The sequence below is a fragment of the Exiguobacterium sp. s152 genome (assembly GCF_018618335.1).
In the GTDB taxonomy this organism is placed as follows: Bacteria; Bacillota; Bacilli; order Exiguobacteriales; family Exiguobacteriaceae; genus Exiguobacterium; species Exiguobacterium chiriqhucha.
Genome location: NZ_JACSLX010000003.1, coordinates 107604 through 123598 on the forward strand (window position 1 = coordinate 107604; position 15995 = coordinate 123598).

At 51.9% G+C, this 15995-nt stretch carries 16 protein-coding genes; 6 read left to right on the forward strand and 10 right to left on the reverse strand.

All coding sequences use genetic code 11. From position 1 onward, the window contains the following. Positions 1-33: 33 nt before the first annotated feature. From KNP72_RS15860 to KNP72_RS07315, 4 genes are all read right to left on the reverse strand, one after another. Positions 34-195 (reverse strand): hypothetical protein, encoded by a 162-nt coding sequence (locus tag KNP72_RS15860; RefSeq protein WP_251128924.1) that lies wholly within the window; start codon positions 193-195, stop codon positions 34-36. A 41-nt stretch (positions 196-236) separates the two neighbouring features. Next, a complete protein-coding gene (locus KNP72_RS15865) occupies positions 237-524 on the reverse strand; it encodes a hypothetical protein (RefSeq protein WP_251128925.1) in 288 nt (95 codons plus the stop codon). A gap of 109 nt (positions 525-633) precedes the next feature. Then, positions 634-1227, reverse strand: coding sequence for an Imm64 family immunity protein (locus KNP72_RS07310; protein WP_214719605.1), 594 nt, complete (start codon positions 1225-1227; stop codon positions 634-636). Positions 1228-1291: 64 nt separating this feature from the next. Next, positions 1292-2554: an NCS2 family permease gene (locus KNP72_RS07315; RefSeq protein ID WP_214707809.1), complete on the reverse strand. Its 1263-nt coding sequence runs from the start codon at positions 2552-2554 to the stop codon at positions 1292-1294. 779 nt (positions 2555-3333) lie between these two features. On the opposite strand from KNP72_RS07315, the gene KNP72_RS07320 reads away from it, so the two are divergent. Genes KNP72_RS07320 through KNP72_RS07330 form a run of 3 tightly spaced genes read left to right on the forward strand, consistent with a single transcriptional unit; the run spans position 3334 to position 5727 of the window. Beyond that, entirely contained in the window at positions 3334-3894 is a 561-nt protein-coding gene (locus KNP72_RS07320) for a VanZ family protein (RefSeq protein WP_214719606.1), read from the forward strand. Positions 3895-3914: 20 nt separating this feature from the next. After that, positions 3915-4595, forward strand: coding sequence for a response regulator transcription factor (locus KNP72_RS07325; RefSeq protein WP_214690918.1), 681 nt, complete (start codon positions 3915-3917; stop codon positions 4593-4595). Then, positions 4585-5727 (forward strand): sensor histidine kinase, encoded by a 1143-nt coding sequence (locus tag KNP72_RS07330; RefSeq protein WP_251128926.1) that lies wholly within the window; start codon positions 4585-4587, stop codon positions 5725-5727. Before KNP72_RS07325 ends, KNP72_RS07330 begins: the two co-directional genes overlap by 11 nt. Positions 5728-5869: 142 nt before the next feature. On the opposite strand, the gene KNP72_RS07335 is transcribed toward KNP72_RS07330, so the two are convergent. The 5 genes from KNP72_RS07335 to KNP72_RS07355 all read right to left on the reverse strand — a co-directional run bounded on the left by KNP72_RS07335 (position 5870) and on the right by KNP72_RS07355 (position 10278). Continuing rightward, the gene (locus KNP72_RS07335; RefSeq protein WP_214832672.1) at positions 5870-7372 is read right to left on the reverse strand and encodes a PH domain-containing protein; all 1503 of its coding nucleotides are present in this window, start codon (positions 7370-7372) and stop codon (positions 5870-5872) included. Next, a complete protein-coding gene (locus KNP72_RS07340; RefSeq protein WP_214832675.1) occupies positions 7369-7878 on the reverse strand; it encodes a PH domain-containing protein in 510 nt (169 codons plus the stop codon). The genes KNP72_RS07335 and KNP72_RS07340 overlap by 4 nt, the downstream gene beginning before the upstream one ends. Before the next feature lie 74 nt (positions 7879-7952). Further along, on the reverse strand, positions 7953-8624 hold the full coding sequence (locus tag KNP72_RS07345) for a WGR domain-containing protein (protein ID WP_214832677.1): 672 nt from the start codon (positions 8622-8624) through the stop codon (positions 7953-7955). A gap of 26 nt (positions 8625-8650) precedes the next feature. Then, positions 8651-9076 (reverse strand): hypothetical protein, encoded by a 426-nt coding sequence (locus tag KNP72_RS07350; RefSeq protein WP_214827458.1) that lies wholly within the window; start codon positions 9074-9076, stop codon positions 8651-8653. Positions 9077-9186: 110 nt separating this feature from the next. Next, entirely contained in the window at positions 9187-10278 is a 1092-nt protein-coding gene (locus tag KNP72_RS07355; RefSeq protein ID WP_114166163.1) for an FUSC family protein, read from the reverse strand. Between the two features lie 172 nt (positions 10279-10450). On the opposite strand from KNP72_RS07355, the gene KNP72_RS07360 reads away from it, so the two are divergent. After that, positions 10451-11071 carry an NAD(P)-dependent oxidoreductase gene (locus KNP72_RS07360; RefSeq protein ID WP_214719612.1) on the forward strand — a complete coding sequence of 207 codons (621 nt, stop codon included), beginning with the start codon at positions 10451-10453 and terminating at the stop codon, positions 11069-11071. Positions 11072-11088: 17 nt separating this feature from the next. Continuing rightward, positions 11089-14469, forward strand: a complete 3381-nt coding sequence (locus KNP72_RS07365) for a dynamin family protein (RefSeq protein WP_214832679.1) — start codon at positions 11089-11091, stop codon at positions 14467-14469. A 160-nt stretch (positions 14470-14629) separates the two neighbouring features. On the opposite strand, the gene KNP72_RS07370 is transcribed toward KNP72_RS07365, so the two are convergent. Continuing rightward, positions 14630-15196 carry a histidine phosphatase family protein gene (locus tag KNP72_RS07370; RefSeq protein ID WP_214832681.1) on the reverse strand — a complete coding sequence of 189 codons (567 nt, stop codon included), beginning with the start codon at positions 15194-15196 and terminating at the stop codon, positions 14630-14632. A gap of 219 nt (positions 15197-15415) precedes the next feature. Here KNP72_RS07370 and KNP72_RS07375 point away from each other — a divergent pair, with 219 nt between their 5' ends. Beyond that, on the forward strand, positions 15416-15967 hold the full coding sequence (locus tag KNP72_RS07375) for a P-loop NTPase family protein (protein ID WP_214832683.1): 552 nt from the start codon (positions 15416-15418) through the stop codon (positions 15965-15967). Positions 15968-15995 lie beyond the last annotated feature (28 nt).

Here is a 15995-nt window from a genome sequence, read left to right on the forward strand (position 1 = left end):
TTCGTCTGACACCCCGTATTTTCGTTCGTCTCTTCAAGACTTCGTCCCTAAGACCCCGTCGACTTGTTGCTGATGGTGCCGGTCATGTTCGATGAAATCGGTGACGATATAGGCAAGCGTATACGGAACACCGTCATGCGGAGAATGGGTCGCCCCGTTTGCCGTCGTGTGCGCAGTCAACGTCTCTTGACGCAAGGACCGCAGTGTTTCAATGAGCGAACCTCGACTCGTTTTGGCTAACCGGAGCACCTTTTCTCCAGAGAGATCCGTTTCGCTTTTTGGGTCGCTCGCGCGTTAAATGAGTCGAATTCAGGGAAAATCATGGCTTCCCCGGTCTTGACGGCCGGGACGATGACGTTCAACAGATGATTGTCCCAATGGGCGATGTGAAGGACGATTGCTTTGATTGACCATTTGTCGGTTGCAATCGATTTTTCCCACGTCGATCCATCCAATCCCGACAATGTGTTTAACCAGTCTATATAGGATGCAAACTCGTCGATGACATCTGAGGTTTTCGTCATAAAAGTATCCTCCTTCGGTTATAAGCTAAGAAAATTGTATCATGTTCCGGCCGCTTAGCACTGAGCTTCGTCAATCAAGGAATGATTGATTGACGTGATTGAGCCTCACTTATGCATATAACGGGATAGACCTCTTCATATTGGTTTGAGGAGTCATCCCGTCGATTGAAATTGAACCGTAAGTTACCATCACGCCTTGTGGTGACGGGACCATAAAAAGAGGGAACGTATCCAACCAGTCCGCTGATGTCGGAAACGCATCAGGTGCCCAGTCGAGCTCAAGTTCGTGCCCGGCAAGCGCGTACGAGAATGGCATATGGCGATACACGTCAACGAGCAGTCGTTCGATTTTCTGTGTGAAGACGGGTCTCGATGCAGGGTGTGAGACGATATCATTCCACTTTATATCGATGAGAATCCCGACATAGGTGTCCATCTCTTGAAGGGACACGGTCATCGTCATGTCCACGTCTCCAAAATAGTTGCTTCGTAAATGGATAGATCCGTAATGCCCAACCTGAGCAAAGTCGGTACCTGTCGTTGTCGTCCAACTAGTGCCCGCCTTATCCTGACTGTATGTCACGTTTATGATTTCGCCACCGCTACTTAACAGTTCCGCACATACATTTTGAGCAAGTTCAGGTAACGGATAATGGCTCGGATAAGCCATCCCGATGGAAATGAATCCGCCTGCTTGATCCATTCAAACACCTCCTTTGTTTCATCATACAAAAAAAGCGGTACCGTATACACGGTAGCGCCCTATCTTATAGCCAGACTGGTAAAGAAAAGAAAACTAAGAACAATACGGTCAAGACACCGACGACCGGACTGAGCGACCGATAGCCCTTCTTGAACAAGACGATCATCGTATAGGCGATGAATCCGAGCCCGATGCCATCGACGATGGAATACGTGAACGGAATCATGATGATGACGAGAATCGCCGGGAAGGCATGCTCCCAATTGTCGAGCGGGAGATGCTTCACGTTCTGGAACATCATCATGCCGATGATAATCAACACCGGCGCGATCGCCGTCACCGGAATGATGGCGAACAGCGGCAGCAACAAGAGTGAGACGACGTACAGGCCAGATGTCACGAACGAGGCGATGCCGCCCCGTGCGCCGACCGAGATGCCGGCCGCGACCTCGACCGTCGAGACGGTCGGGCTCGAGCCGAACATGGCACCGGCCATCGTCGACAACCCTTGGGCGACGAGCCCTTTCGGTGCGTCCGCATCCTTGCCGATGGCGCGCGTCTGATTCTGAATCAGGCTGATGTTCTCGATCAGCAAGACGAGCGTCAACACGCCGACGGCGACAAGGAAGATCGGTGACGCCGACTCGGCGAACGAGACGTTGCCGAACACGGTACCGAACGACTCGAAGAACGGCGTGAGCGCGAACTCACCGGTCCAGTCGAGCGTTCCCATGACGGCACTCAAACCGACCCCGAACGCGATCGTCCAGAGGAAGCTGCTCGGCCCCATCTTCAAGAAGAGCAGGATGGCGACGAAGAGCGACAGGAACGCGACCTGTACCGGTCGTTCCCCAAGGTCTCCGATGTGAAGCAGTGCCCCGCCACCGCCCGAGACGATCCCCGCCGCCTCGAGCCCAATCAAGATGAGGAACAGGCCGAGCCCGACCGTCAATCCGTCATGAATGATCGGCGGGAACGCGTTCGCGAGTTTCCTTGCCACTTTCGTCACCGTCAACAGGACGACGAGCGCACCTGAGACGAACGAGACGGCGAGCGCACCTTGCCAGCTCAGCCCCATCTGCAGGACGAGCGTGTACGTAAATAGCGCGTTGATGCCCATCCCGGGTAACAGGAGCAGCGGCAAGTTGAACAGCCCTGCAATGAACGTTCCGATGATGCTTGTCAAAATCGCTCCGACGAGCGCTCCCTCGAACGGGAGTCCGGCTTGTGTCAAGATTGCCGCGTGAACGGCCGGGATGTATGCTGTCGCCAGAAAGTTTAGCACGCCCCCGTATGTTTCTGTTTTCCATTCTGTTTGTTTTGCCATAGGAATCAATCCTTTATTGGCACCCTCACCCACCCATGTGGTTATACACACGAGATTGATTATATCCTGTCTGACCTCTGACATACAAGCTATTATTGGTTCAAATCCATCTTTGGACCCAGTCATGAGACCTATTCGGACGAAAGGTTCATTTTATAAAACAAGAACAAACGTTCCTGTTTTTAGCATCTTTTTTGACGAGAATCTGCTATAATGAAGAGGCAGGTTAACGCAGCAATAGTGGGGTCAGCCGCCAAGTCCACAATGGAGGAAGGCGGTGGTGCGGATGGAACAACTATGGACCTGGGTCGGCGACTATGTGATCGTCCCGATCCTCGCTCCGATCATCGTTCACTTGGTTTTACACCAAACATCCGATCGTGCAACGTCTGAACGCACAAAAAAATGACCCCCTCGGCGCAATGAGATGGGTCACTTTCTGATTCTCTAACCATTGTGGCGGCTGGGACCACTCTTAAAGTGGTAGCCTGTAAGCCAGAGGCCGGTGTGTCCAGCACCGGTCTCTTTCTACTTGCATCATACCATACTTGTTCCCATTTTTCAGCAACAGAAACGCGAAAACGGTGAAGTTGACGTGACGAATGATATCGGGACGCCCGACATTATTCCGAGAGCAAGCTTCTTGATTGATTGTTCTACAGTTCGAGGCAACGCAAAGCGCTTTGCCTTTTTTAGATTTCATTTATGACTCCTTTAAGAATTCTTTAAATCTGCCATCTACACTGAAGACAGTTCAAATTCTTAGGAGGTTTATTCCCATGTATAATCAGAATTATTCAGTTATGTTCACAATCGAATCAGGAGTCGTTCTCATCCCACTCGCCATCCTCGGACTCATCACGTTACTCGTCTGGTCGTTTCGCAAGAAACATGTAAAAGTCACACAAACCATTTTACTTCTATCATTCGGGATATACTTATTAGGTGTCCTTCACTTCGTTTTTTTCCCGATTGACGTTAACTTAGGAAAATATGCGAACCAAGTACCATGGTGGAAAACGATTAATTTTATTCCGATTTTGACCATCGACTTGTATTCGTTTGTGTTGAATATCGTGATGCTCCTCCCGTTCGGCTGTTATCTTCCATTTTTGAAACCGTCGATCACGAAAAAAGAAGTACTTAAATTAGGATTTCAGTTTAGTCTGATTCTTGAACTGATTCAATTATTGGTGCGTACGACACTAGGCAGTGGACGAAGCACGGATGTGAATGATTTATTGGCAAATGCGTTCGGCGCGCTCTTAGGGTTCTTACTCGTTCGCTTCGTCGTCCAATACGCTCCGTTCCGACGTTTGTATCAGAATTTCCAACTTTAATTCGCGAGGGAGTTTCAAGCATGACAAAAATCTTGTTAGTGGATGATGATGTCCAAATCGCAGAATTGATTGATGTGTATGTAAAAAATGACGGGTATCACACGACGATGGCAACCGATGGGGAAATGGCGCTTGACTTGTTCAACCAAGAATCGTTTGACTTAATCATTTTAGATTGGATGATGCCTCGGATGGATGGGCTTGAATTTTGTAAGCGTGTGCGCCAGACGAGCCAAATTCCGATCTTAATGGTCAGTGCCAAAGTAGGTGATATGGATAAGATATTGGGATTGACGACGGGAGTCGATGACTACATCATCAAACCGTTCAATCCGCTCGAGTTGATGGCACGTATTAAAGCATTGCTACGCCGTTCAAACTATAACCGACCAAGCAAGTCCTCAAGTGTACAAGCTGGCCCCTTCCTCATCGATCGAGCCAGCCACACCGTCATGATGCAAGAGCAGACGATTCGATTGACAGCACGTGAATTTGAGATTTTGTATTTACTAGCGAAACATAAAGGCCGGGTGTATAGCTCTGAAGAAATATTTGAGGCTGTCTGGCAAGAGCATGGCGTCGGGTCGAATCAGACGGTGATGGTTCATATCAGTAACATCCGTGAGAAATTACATGCCGTCGTGCCACATGAGGTCATCATTCATACGGTGTGGGGAGTGGGATATAAAATTGAGACATAATATATGGCGCGTCATAACGTTCATCCCGATGTGGAAACGTCTGCTGTATGTATTGATTGCGTTTGGGGTCGCCACACTGAGCGGTGCTCTGTTACTGCCTGCCGTGTGGTACTTCGAGGAGTCATCACGATTTATGGAGAGTCTGATCATCGTGTTGTCGTATTTCCGGGAAGGTGTCATCGTCATGTTTTACAGTCTGATGGTCATCGTTTGTCTCATGTTGATTTATCAATATGAGCGTAAACGGTATTTACAGTTTCACATTGAGCGGATGACTTCACTTGTCGAAGAACTCCATGCCAATCGTGATTTGGTTGAACCATCTGTCCCGCCAGAGCTAGAGCAGTTGATGGCGACTGTTCGCGCCATCTCAGACAGTGCAGCAAAGGCGGAGCAGGAATTGGTTCAAGCGGATTGTTTGAAGCACGAGCTCGTGGCCAACGTCGCCCACGATTTGCGCTCCCCGCTCACGTCAATCACGGGTTATCTTGACTTGATTCACAGCGACCGTTACCGGGACGAGGTGGAGTTGCGTCATTACATCCAAGTCATTCATGAGAATGCGACCCATCTGAAAGGCTTGATTAACGATATCTTTGACTATACATTTCTGCAAAACGACCGGATCGCGCTGCAAACAAGTGAGGTCCGTCTCGATGAATTGCTCAATCAGCTCATCATGCAGTCGACGTTACGTCTCTCGGAAGTTGAAATGGAAGCTCGATTCAGTTCCTCAGCCAAACGACCCATCGTTGAGGGTGATGCGTTGAAGCTCGTGCGCGTATTCGAAAACATACTCGAGAATGCGATTCGTTACGGGCGTGACGGAACGTATATCGATACGTTCATTGAAGATACGGATGAAGTGGTTCTTATCAACATGACGAATTACGGCGAAGAGGCCATCCCCTCACGTGACATCCCATATGTGTTTGAACGATTTTTTAGAGTGGAAAAGTCACGCGCACATTACACCGGCGGATCAGGTCTCGGTCTCGCCATCGCCAAGTCCATCATCGATTTACATGAGGGCGAGATTCACGTGACGAGTCAACCAAGAGAAACGACGTTCACAATCATTCTCCCTAAAGTCTCTTCCAATGCTGTTCATGAAAAATCATGGCTCGTGTGACCTACACGCGCCATGATTTTTCATGAACACAAAAGAGAATCAACTTCAAGCTTATGTCGGAGCGATCCCTCAAGCCGATTAAAAAAGACGAGCCACTCGCAACACGCGAGGGGGCTCGTCGATCACCTGACTGGGTTATCCGTTAGCCCGGTGTTTTCATATCTTCCTGTACCGTATAGCGGGAGAACCAGTTCAGCATGGCGTCCGCCTCTTGTTTCGGGATATCTTCAATCAACTCATACGCTAGAACACCGCGAGTCGAAAATAATACGTTACACACATCGAAACGGCGTTGAAGCGGCGTCTGCGTCACTTGAATCTGTTCGATTCGCGGCTTGTCCGTCAAGAACGACGTGACGTTGAAGGCACCGGTCCGTAATTCGATGAAGCGACCGTTCCGGGCGTAGCGTGTCGTCATATAGCTCAACAGGCGGCCGCCGATGATGATGGCCCACAGCAGAATGAGCCACCAAGCGTAATCGCGGAAGAAATACAGCACGACACCCGAGACGATAAGTCCGACCCAGCTGATGCGTAGCAGTTTGACCCAGAGGGAACGCTTCGGCAAACGATATAGCGTGTCAGACCAAACGAACTGGTCGAAGTGCTCGTTCAACACATTCATCGCCCGCTCCCGTTTCACGAACGGGAGGATGGTTGACGATTCGTCTTTCAACTCGTCCATCGTCCCGGCCGCGACGAGTTCGACACCGACGATGTTGAACCAGCGCCGAATGAACGTCTCTTTGACCCGGACCGCTTGAATCTTCTCGTATGGGATCTCTTTAGCGGAACGGTTGAGCAGTCCTTTCTCAACGCGGATGCGGTCCCCGCGTCGTTCGAGCCGGAAGTTCCCGTATTTCAAGAAGTTGATGACCATGCCGATGACGACCGACAATATCAGGACCGTCAGGACGAGCAGGCCGATGGCGATGATGGACGCGTGGACGACCCAATCGCCGATCGTATCGAACGTCCCGTCGAGATTGATGAAGTCATCGATGGACGAGATGATCGTCGAGGCGACCGGGAAGATGGCGAACACCGACAGTGACGTCAACGAGGCGATGATGATCTCTCGGGTCGAGAGGGCGTACAATAAACGACTCGTCGGTTTTTCAATCGTCACCAGTGTTTCGGTCACGTCCGTCTCCCCTTCTACCGGTACGTCGGTCTCGGTCTTGCGGTGACGGACCTGGTCGAGGATGTCTTCGAGCCGTTTTGCCTCATTCGGGAAGACGCCAGCCAATTTGAACGAGGCGTCGTCACTGTTCGCGTTCGTATCGAACGTCAATTCGACGACACCGAGCAGCCGGTACAAAAATGGGCTGTTCGAGTGGACGCTCTGAATCTTATAGAGCGGCAATGACTTTTCTTTCTTGATCCAGTTACCGTCGATGACATATACCGTCTTCTCGTCGAGCGCATAACGGAAGTTGAGCCAGCCGAAGAACTTCTGCAAAATATCAAGCAAGAGGAACAGCAGAATCCCGACGCGCAGGATGATGCCGAACGTCGAACTCCAGTCATTGTTGATGACGAACAACAACACGAGCGGGATGATGAACGACTTGATGACCTCTAAGACACGCAACAGCAAGACGCGACTCGGCAGTCGATGCCACGTGAGGGCGGCTTCTGTCATATGACATCCTCCTCCTCGATGCGGGCATACACCGCGATTTGTTCCCGGAGCGACTTCGCGAACGACTCCTCGATCGCGAAGATGTCATGTGACCCGGCGGCCGTTCCGATGGTGATCGTCTGCAGACCGTACTTTCGAAGCAGCGGGCCTTGCTGGGCGTGGACGTATTGTACTTTCGTCATCGGGATTAACACGTCGTTTGTCGTGATGACGCCATGATGCAAGCGAATCTCGAGTGGTTTCACATCATACGTGAACCGCTCTTGCTTCCATTTTTGGAAGACGACGATATCAATCACACTATAAATGAGGTCGATGGCGAGTAAGGCGTACATCATATATTGCAACCATGTCGGCCAGTCAAAATAAAGCGCGGCGGCGACGAGGCCCCCTGTGATGACGAGCCCGATGAGATAAAAGATGGCGCTCGACAGTCGGAACACGGTGCGTGCCTCGATTGGCAATGTGCCGCTGAATGTTGTCGGTGTTGTTTCTATGTCTGACATTGGTGTTTCCCCCTAACGATTCGGAGCATATGTCCGTTCTACCTCTAGTATACGGCGCACTCCCTAAAAAAGTTTCAAATTGAGGTCGGGAAACTGCTCAACTGCACGCTCATCAATTTAAACCGCGGTCTGTCTTCTGGTTCGACTTGCTGGATAAGACGGTCGAGTGCGGCAACGCCTTCCTCCTGTAGCGAAACGTCCAGATGACCGGTCAGTTTAATCGATGCGAACGCACTCGACATGACGGCGACGTCACAGTCGAATCCGTATTCATATGTCACCCAGTCGTCAGGGCTCGATACATCCCGCTCCATCCAGCCCGAAACGATGTCGTACGCACCGACGAGGAAATCGATGTCCCGTTCTTTTCGGATTGCGTCCTCGAACATCACGAGCACGTCGGCGCCTTCATCACTGCCGAACGGACTGTACTCATCCGTACAATCCAAGTAGAAGTCTTCCTGAAAATGAGCATTGAACCGAGGGTGTGTCGTGAGTCGGTTCGGTCCGACTTCCGGGTCGTCGACATAAATCAAGTCGTCCCAATCGGTATCGGTCTCGACGTACCCTTTCCGGAGTTTCTGACGAATCAGCTTGTCCGCTTCTTTGCGGCAGATACCGTCGGATTCAAAATACTTAATTTGAACTTTACCAATCGTCCCGAGTTTTCCGTAATGGACGGCGAACTCGTCGGAACCGACGCGGATGTTCCAAAACTTCTTGGTGTGTTGTAGGTACGTTTTCATCAAAACCTCCAGAATGATATATGAGTTCAGTCAAGTGCGGGTAGGACAAAGAGACGTTTTCTTGGTTTGAACGTCAGAATTTCCTCATGAGTTTTCCCTTCTTCTTCTACAGAAATTCGTAGCGTGTAGACACTGGTCGGATTCGGTTCAGCACCTAAAAATGCAAATTCATACGAGTTGCTTTGATCCATCTCAATTGGATGGGTCATAATATCCCCCGTCAGTTGGATGTCGTTCTCATAAAAAGATAGATTGACGATGACACCGTCTGACTCCTCCCATTCCACCTGACCCGCCCACGTCTCTTTTAAGGAATGAGAAACCGTATAAACCGCATCAAACTTCCCGTCACTTGAACTCGCAATAAGCTTGGGCGGAAGGGTCAATGAGACAACCATCCAAATTACAAATAAAAGAATAACAAGGCCTATACTTACTTTCTTATTCATCATGCTGATCCCTCCCTCATTACTGCACGCCTCTCATACATTCAGCGACAACTTCCGGTATTCCTTTTCGCTCCATAAAAAAAGCCAAGCCGCTTCTGCGACTTGGCGATTTGTTAGTCTTCAAAGAACCACTTCTTACGCGGTTCCACTTTCAGGTTGTCCCCGTGCTTCTTCATCTCGGTTATGAGGTAGCGTTCGAGCTCATTCATCGCCTTGACCCAATCTGTCATCGTCGCGACGAGCGGGACGACGGTCAGGATGAGGTCTTCCTCTTCATCCCGCATCTTCTCGATCATCAACTTCGCGAAGTCGAAGTTCTCATGGATTAAATCCTCTTCCCGGTCGATGATGTGCTCGTTTTCTAATTCATAAGCCGAGAATAGACGCTCATGCCGTCTGAGCAAGTGCCGCATATGACGCATCAGTTCGTCCTCGAGCTGGGGCGGTAGATGTTCGAGCGTCAGAAAATCGTCATGCAGCTTGTCGAGCACGTGGATAGCGGCACTGTTCGTATCAATCATCTTCGACTTCAAGACGGCCCGGCGATAAATCGGCGTCTTCTTCTCGAGCCAGCGGTTGGCTTTAATCTCTTCTTCAAAGAAGTCGTACGTCGTCTTTGAGGCTCGATGTTTCTTTTTCGTCTCATCGAGTGACTCAAATGACGAGCGTCCTCCCTCTGTTTCCGAGAACAGTCGCGCGATGCGGACGGCCATTTGGGAGACGGTCGCGATCTCGTCCTCAAGCTTCCGCTCATAGCGCGGCGGGAACAAGAGCGCATTGACGACAAGCGCCACGGTGATCCCCATCATGATGAGCAAGTAACGTTCACCTGCGAACATCCAGACGGGCATGTCCGACTGGCTCGCCCCTTCCATAATCAGAATCGTCGTCAAGATGACGGTCCGGGTCGTCGACTCGAGGTTCAAAAAGAGAAGGATCGAGATGGCGATGATGATGACGACTCCGATGGCGATCGGTGTCGGGTTCGGCGTCAACATTAACGAGAAGACGGCGAGCAAAGCCCCGATCAAGTTCCCTTTTAGTTCTTCTAATAGCCGGACACCCGTCTGATAAACGGACGGCAATAACGCGAGCGAGGCCGCGAGTGCCGGTACGACAATCTGTTGAAATTGAAATGCCTCGGCGATGAGCAATACCAAGGCGACGGATATCCCGGTCTTGATGGTTCTAGCTCCAAATCTCATGCGGTGTCGACAACGAAGTGTCTTCCTCCCTTATACACGTCTTAACTTTTTGTATCCCACTTACCCTGCCCTGAAACCTCACAACTTCAAGCCGTTGTCTCCTGTTTCGATAGCGCTTCCGTGGTATGATGGCGTTGGATATTTTCTTTAATCTTGATTGGGAGGGGTTTACTTGTCAACCATTGCTTTATTTGGAGGGAGCGGCCGCACGGGGATGCGGTTGCTTGAACGTTTGTTAAAAGACGGCCACGACGTCCGACTCTTGTCACGTCGCGAGGTTGAACCGAGGGATCGTCTCACGGTCATCATCGGTGACGCGACCGATGCGGATGCCATCGCAGAAACGGTGAAATCGGCCGACGTCGTCATGTCGGCGCTCGGTACGGATAAGCAGGACGTCTTGTCCCGCTTCACACCGCTCATCATCTCAGCGATGCAAGCAGCCGGGATTACGCGCATCCTGACAGTCGGGACGGCCGGCATCTTGCAGGCACATGATTCTGACAACTATCGTTTCGAGACCCGTGAGTCGAAACGTTCGATGACGACCGCGGCCGAGGATCACGCCCGGGCATATGAACTGCTCGATGCATCAACGCTCGATTATACAATCGTCTGCCCGACCCAATTGATTGAAGACGCGTCCGTCGGGAACATCGTCATCACAGCTAACGTGCTCGGGACACAGAACTCGGGACCAATCTCGCGTGACGATGTAGCAGATCTCGTCATTCAAGCCTGGGAAAACAACTCATATCGTAGACATCGCGTCGGCATCACGACGGAATCATAAGTAGGGGATGGGGAATTATGAACGAACAACGCATACGCCTCGCGCAATTGACCGACGTATTTGACACACAAACTGAGACCGAGTCGGCTCGTCTCGCCAAGACCGCACTCCGAAAAGTGACACAAAACGAGATTTGGATCGCGGTCTGTGGTCATTTCTCGGCCGGTAAGTCGACACTTCTCAACAATTGGCTCGGGGACGGTGTGTTACCGACGAGCCCGATTCCGACGAGTGCGAATATCGTGACGCTTCGACATGGGGAAATCGGGGCATCCGTCGCCGTCAACGATACAGATTGGATTCGACTCGCGCCGGATGAGCTCGACCGTTTGAGCGACTACTGCAAAATCGAAGAGATTAAAGAAGTCGAGTACGCCCTGCCCCGCTTCCCGTTTGGAAGCGACGTTGTCCTTATGGACACGCCTGGGATTGACTCGACCGATGAACGGCACCGTCAAGCGACGGAACGCTCGCTCTTTCTCGCCGACCATCTGTTCTTCATGATGGACTACAATCACGTCCAGTCCGAACAAAACATCAAACTGATGAAACAGTTTAGCGCCGAAGGACGTCCCTACTCGATCATCATCAACCAAATCGATAAGCACGATGAAGGAGAGCTTCCATTCAGCACGTTCAAGCGTTCGCTCGAGACCGCCTTCACCCGTCACGCCATCAATCCGGACGACATGTTCTACATCTCACTCCGTGAGCTCGATCACCCGGAGAACGAGGTCGAACGGCTCCGGACGTATGTCCAAACCGTCATCGACGACGCGCGGCAGCATGCGGAAGCGCGTGCCGACTTGCTCGTCGATACGTTGCTCGCCCGGTCCACTCGCGCGAACGACGCCCTGTTGAACGAGTTGCCGGTCATCGAGAAGCAGCCGACGGAGATTCAAGCCCGCCTGCAACGCCTCGATAAGAAAGCGATTTGGCTCACCGCGTTCCGTCGCGAGTTCTTCAAACACCAGACACCGATCGTCGCGAGCGCGCCGATCATGAACTATGAGTTCCGTGAACTGTTGCGGGACTATCTCGAGAGTTGTGCGCCGGAGTTCAAGGTCGGCCTGTTCTTCTCAAAAGACAAGACGCGCCAGGAACGGCTACGTCGTGAAGAGATCGCTGTCAAGGAGTTCAACCGATTGATCGATACGAACCTTCGCCCCCACTTGATCAAGTACGCTGAAGACATCGTCCGCGATTTGAAACTGCCCGAGGCGATTTTGTCCCGTCCGGATACGTTACCGACTGCACCGAGCACGCTCATCAGTGACCAAGTGAAGTCCGGCGCATCGCTCAGTGGTGACACGGTGCTTCAATTCAGCCGTGACATCGAGTCGGCCCTCGCCTCTTGGGTGACGAAAGTGTCCGAACCGTGGGTCACGTCCGTCGAAACGTATCTTGAGGCCGAAGGCAAAGACCGAATCCATGCCATCGAGAACGAGCAAGACGAATTGTATGACATGCTCGACACGCTGGCGCTAAAACGTCAGCTGGCGGAACAGCGAGACGAGCTCACCAATTACACGACACGTGACCTCTCTGCTTCGCGTTTGAAGGACCTTGAGACCCGCCACTACGTCACGGCCGACCAATTGCCGCAGAAACAAGTCGAACATCAGCAACAAGAAGTTGCCTCGACCTCGCTTTTGGTGGATGATATCACTGCTTTATCGTTTGATTTTTCATATGAATATGCGGTATGTGAAATATTGGAGAAACATCCGTTATTCAAGTCACGCGTCAAGTCACTGCGTCATAAATTGGCCCGGGCCGAATCGGAGACGTACACGCTCGCCATCTTCGGGGCGTTCTCGTCCGGCAAGTCGTCGACGTTGAACGCGTTGCTCGGCGAGACGGTGCTCCCGACGTCCCCGAACCCACTGACGGCGTCAATCACGAAAATCGTGCCGCCGAACGGCCGCGCCAACAAGAGCGCGTTGATCACGTTCAAGACTCGTGCCGAGATCGAGGCGGAGCTGAACGGTTACGGGGCGTCCCTCGACGCGCTCGATCTCGACCACCCGTTCGTCAACGCCGTCAAGAACGCTCCCCTGTCCTATCTCGGTAGCCAGGAGACGGTCGAATATGACACGTTCTGCTCGTTCGTCACGCAGGAAGAGAAGAGTTGTATCGTCAAAGAGATCGAGCTCGCCATCGACTCCCCTTGGGCCGAGCGCGGCATCATCTTCGTCGACACGCCGGGTGCCGACTCCCAGTTCAACCGTCATAGCGAGGTACAGTTCGGTTATATGCGTGACGCCGACGCCGTCCTGTTCGTGACGTACTACAATCACGCCTTCACCGAGGCCGACCGTGAACTCGTCATCCAGCTCGGACGTGTGCAAGGGACAGGTGACCATCACATGTTCTTCCTCGTCAACGCGTCAGACTTGGCGGCGGATGAGGCGGAGCGGCTCGCCGTCACCGACTACGTGTCGAACCAGTTGACGAAGCTCGGCGTCCGTCATCCGACGGTGCTGCCGATTTCGAGCCGAAACGCCATCCAGGGCACGGACGCCGGGTTCGACCGATTCTCGGCCAAGCTCGAGCAATTCGTCGACCACGATTTGCGTCAGGCGAACGCGGTCCGCATCAAAGACGAGGCAGAAGCCCTCGTCGCCGCGTTCGAGGACGTCGTCCGCGAGGCCGAAGCGGATGCGAGCGTCAAGGTGGCCCGCCGTGACAAGCTCGAACAAGTGCGCACGTCTGACAATCGTCTCAACGTCACGACGCTCGAAGACCCGTTCAAGCGCGAGACGGGCGAGTTGCTCGCCCATCTCGAGACGCGCTCGCTCCTCCGTCTGTCGGACTTCGTCAAGGAGACGTTCCATCCGGTCGAGGTGGATGGGTCGAAGGCGAGCCTAGAACGCGCCCTCATCCGGACACTCGACAAGTATGCGTATGACATCCATCAAGAGTTGCAAGTGTTCCAATATCGGCTCGAGCGCTTCTTGAAACGGGAGACGGAACGCTTGATCGAGCGCGAGACGCTCAAACTGCGTCCGCTCTTGCCGACGTTGTCGTTCGAAGACGACATCGACATCGATTGGCTCCGCGACGCCGTCGACCCAATCACGTTCGAGGCGGCCCCGTTCCGTCCAGTCTTGAAGCACTATAAGAATGCGAACCAGTTCTTCGAAGGCGATGGCCGGACGAAGTTGCGCGACGACTTGAGCGCCCTCTTGAAGACGGCGGTGCGTGAACAGCTTGCGCGCGTCGGAAGTCATCAAGTCGAACGGACGGCGACGCACCTTGCCGCGCTCGAGACGACGCTCAGCCAGGACTGGGACCGTGAAGTGAACGACCTCGTCGCCGGTGAATTGAGCGTGCTCTCGGACCGACAATCGTTCCAAGACATGACACAGCGCCTCGCTGCGCTCAGAAAGGACTGAACGCATGGGTTCTTTGTTGCTCGTCGGATTGATTCCGGCCGTCATCATGACGGTCGCACTCGGCTTGTTTATCCGTCATCTGTATCTGAATAGAGAGTAGACTTTGAAGGATGGGACCGAAACCGGCCCCATCCTTTTTTCACGTCGTCATAAACCGACTTCAAACCACTCCTTGACGGTCCCAAAGCTTTTCGACGCTCAATAGTTCTTGTTGATTGAACGTCACTTTATATACGTCCGGCATATCGAGTTCTTTCCAGAACGTATAGCCATACTGTCCATCAAAATAATTAAGGATCAGCACCATGATATTCCCGTGCGTACCGATTGCGATTCGCTTTCCTTCGTATTGGTCGAGTAGTGACTGAATCGCACGGACTCCCCGCTGTTGAGCGACAACGTTCGATTCGCCGCCTTCCCATGCAAAAGTAGGATCTTCCCACACTCTCGTCATCGCCAGGGTAAAATTCTCGGCCGGCTCTGTCGTCAACATCCGTTCCCGCAAATCGTCCATGAGTAGCACTTCTGTCCCAATCTGGTCAGCAATCCCTTGGACGGTTTGAATAGCTCGTTTATATGGACTCGAAACGACGAGATCAATCTTTTCTTCACTCAAGGTGTTCGTGATGTTACGGACGTCTCTCTCTCCCTTTTCAGATAAGGGTCTCGTCCATTCATCGGCTGTATATGTAGAGTGTGCATGTCTTACGAAATATAAGGTCGTCATGTCATCGTCTCCCGTTCTATGGATGTCATCATTCACTATTATTCCACTGAAACTTATTGTAAAATTATCCAGCGTGACTTCATTATAATCCTCAAAAAGAGGATAACGCCTACATATTTTTTTCCGATGAAGACGGACATCGAAGTTGGAATGGTGAGAATATACCGTGGGAGTTCACGATGTAAGCCGCAAAAATATAGGTTGATGGGAGAGGCAAACATGAGAAGCAGAATTCACATACTCGGCGCTTCGGGCTCCGGCACGTCAACACTTGGCGACGCGTTGGCGAACGTCCTGCCGCATACTCATCTGGATACGGACGATTATTTCTGGATCAACAAGTTCACCGAACCGAGACCTGTCCCTGAACGACGCGAGATGCTCAAGGAAGAGTTGCTACAATCTGAACGGTGGATTCTATCAGGATCTCTCGCAGGTTGTGGCGACTGTTTCATGCCCTATTTTGATTTGGTTATCTTTTTATGGATCCCACCAGATGTTCGTTTGGCCAGATTGCAACAACGGGAGCTCGAACGCTATGGAACGGAGGCACTCGCTGGCGGTAGCCTATACGAGGAATCACAAGCGTTTTTGAAATGGGCCGCCCTGTATGACTATGCCGGGACGGAAGTGAGAAGCAAGACGTTACATAACCAATGGCTTGCTGAATTGTCTTGTCCCATCCTAAGGATCGAGGGCGACTATTCGACCGAAGAACGGATTGCGATGGTGCTGAATTTTCTAAAAGAGGATTTTAGTCATAACAAATGAGCCCCGAGCACATACTCGAGGCTCTTTG

Excerpts from the sequence above, each read along its gene's own strand:
- KNP72_RS15865 (WP_251128925.1), bottom strand. The coding sequence starts at position 524 with ATGACGAAAACCTCAGATGTCATCGACGAGTTTGCATCCTATATAGAC.
- KNP72_RS07310 (WP_214719605.1), bottom strand. The coding sequence starts at position 1,227 with ATGGATCAAGCAGGCGGATTCATTTCCATCGGGATGGCTTATCCGAGC.
- KNP72_RS07315 (WP_214707809.1), bottom strand. The coding sequence starts at position 2,554 with ATGGCAAAACAAACAGAATGGAAAACAGAAACATACGGGGGCGTGCTA.
- KNP72_RS07320 (WP_214719606.1), top strand. The coding sequence starts at position 3,334 with ATGTATAATCAGAATTATTCAGTTATGTTCACAATCGAATCAGGAGTC.
- KNP72_RS07325 (WP_214690918.1), top strand. The coding sequence starts at position 3,915 with ATGACAAAAATCTTGTTAGTGGATGATGATGTCCAAATCGCAGAATTG.
- KNP72_RS07335 (WP_214832672.1), bottom strand. The coding sequence starts at position 7,372 with ATGACAGAAGCCGCCCTCACGTGGCATCGACTGCCGAGTCGCGTCTTG.
- KNP72_RS07340 (WP_214832675.1), bottom strand. The coding sequence starts at position 7,878 with ATGTCAGACATAGAAACAACACCGACAACATTCAGCGGCACATTGCCA.
- KNP72_RS07345 (WP_214832677.1), bottom strand. The coding sequence starts at position 8,624 with ATGAAAACGTACCTACAACACACCAAGAAGTTTTGGAACATCCGCGTC.
- KNP72_RS07350 (WP_214827458.1), bottom strand. The coding sequence starts at position 9,076 with ATGATGAATAAGAAAGTAAGTATAGGCCTTGTTATTCTTTTATTTGTA.
- KNP72_RS07355 (WP_114166163.1), bottom strand. The coding sequence starts at position 10,278 with ATGAGATTTGGAGCTAGAACCATCAAGACCGGGATATCCGTCGCCTTG.
- KNP72_RS07365 (WP_214832679.1), top strand. The coding sequence starts at position 11,089 with ATGAACGAACAACGCATACGCCTCGCGCAATTGACCGACGTATTTGAC.
- KNP72_RS07370 (WP_214832681.1), bottom strand. The coding sequence starts at position 15,196 with ATGACGACCTTATATTTCGTAAGACATGCACACTCTACATATACAGCC.
- KNP72_RS07375 (WP_214832683.1), top strand. The coding sequence starts at position 15,416 with ATGAGAAGCAGAATTCACATACTCGGCGCTTCGGGCTCCGGCACGTCA.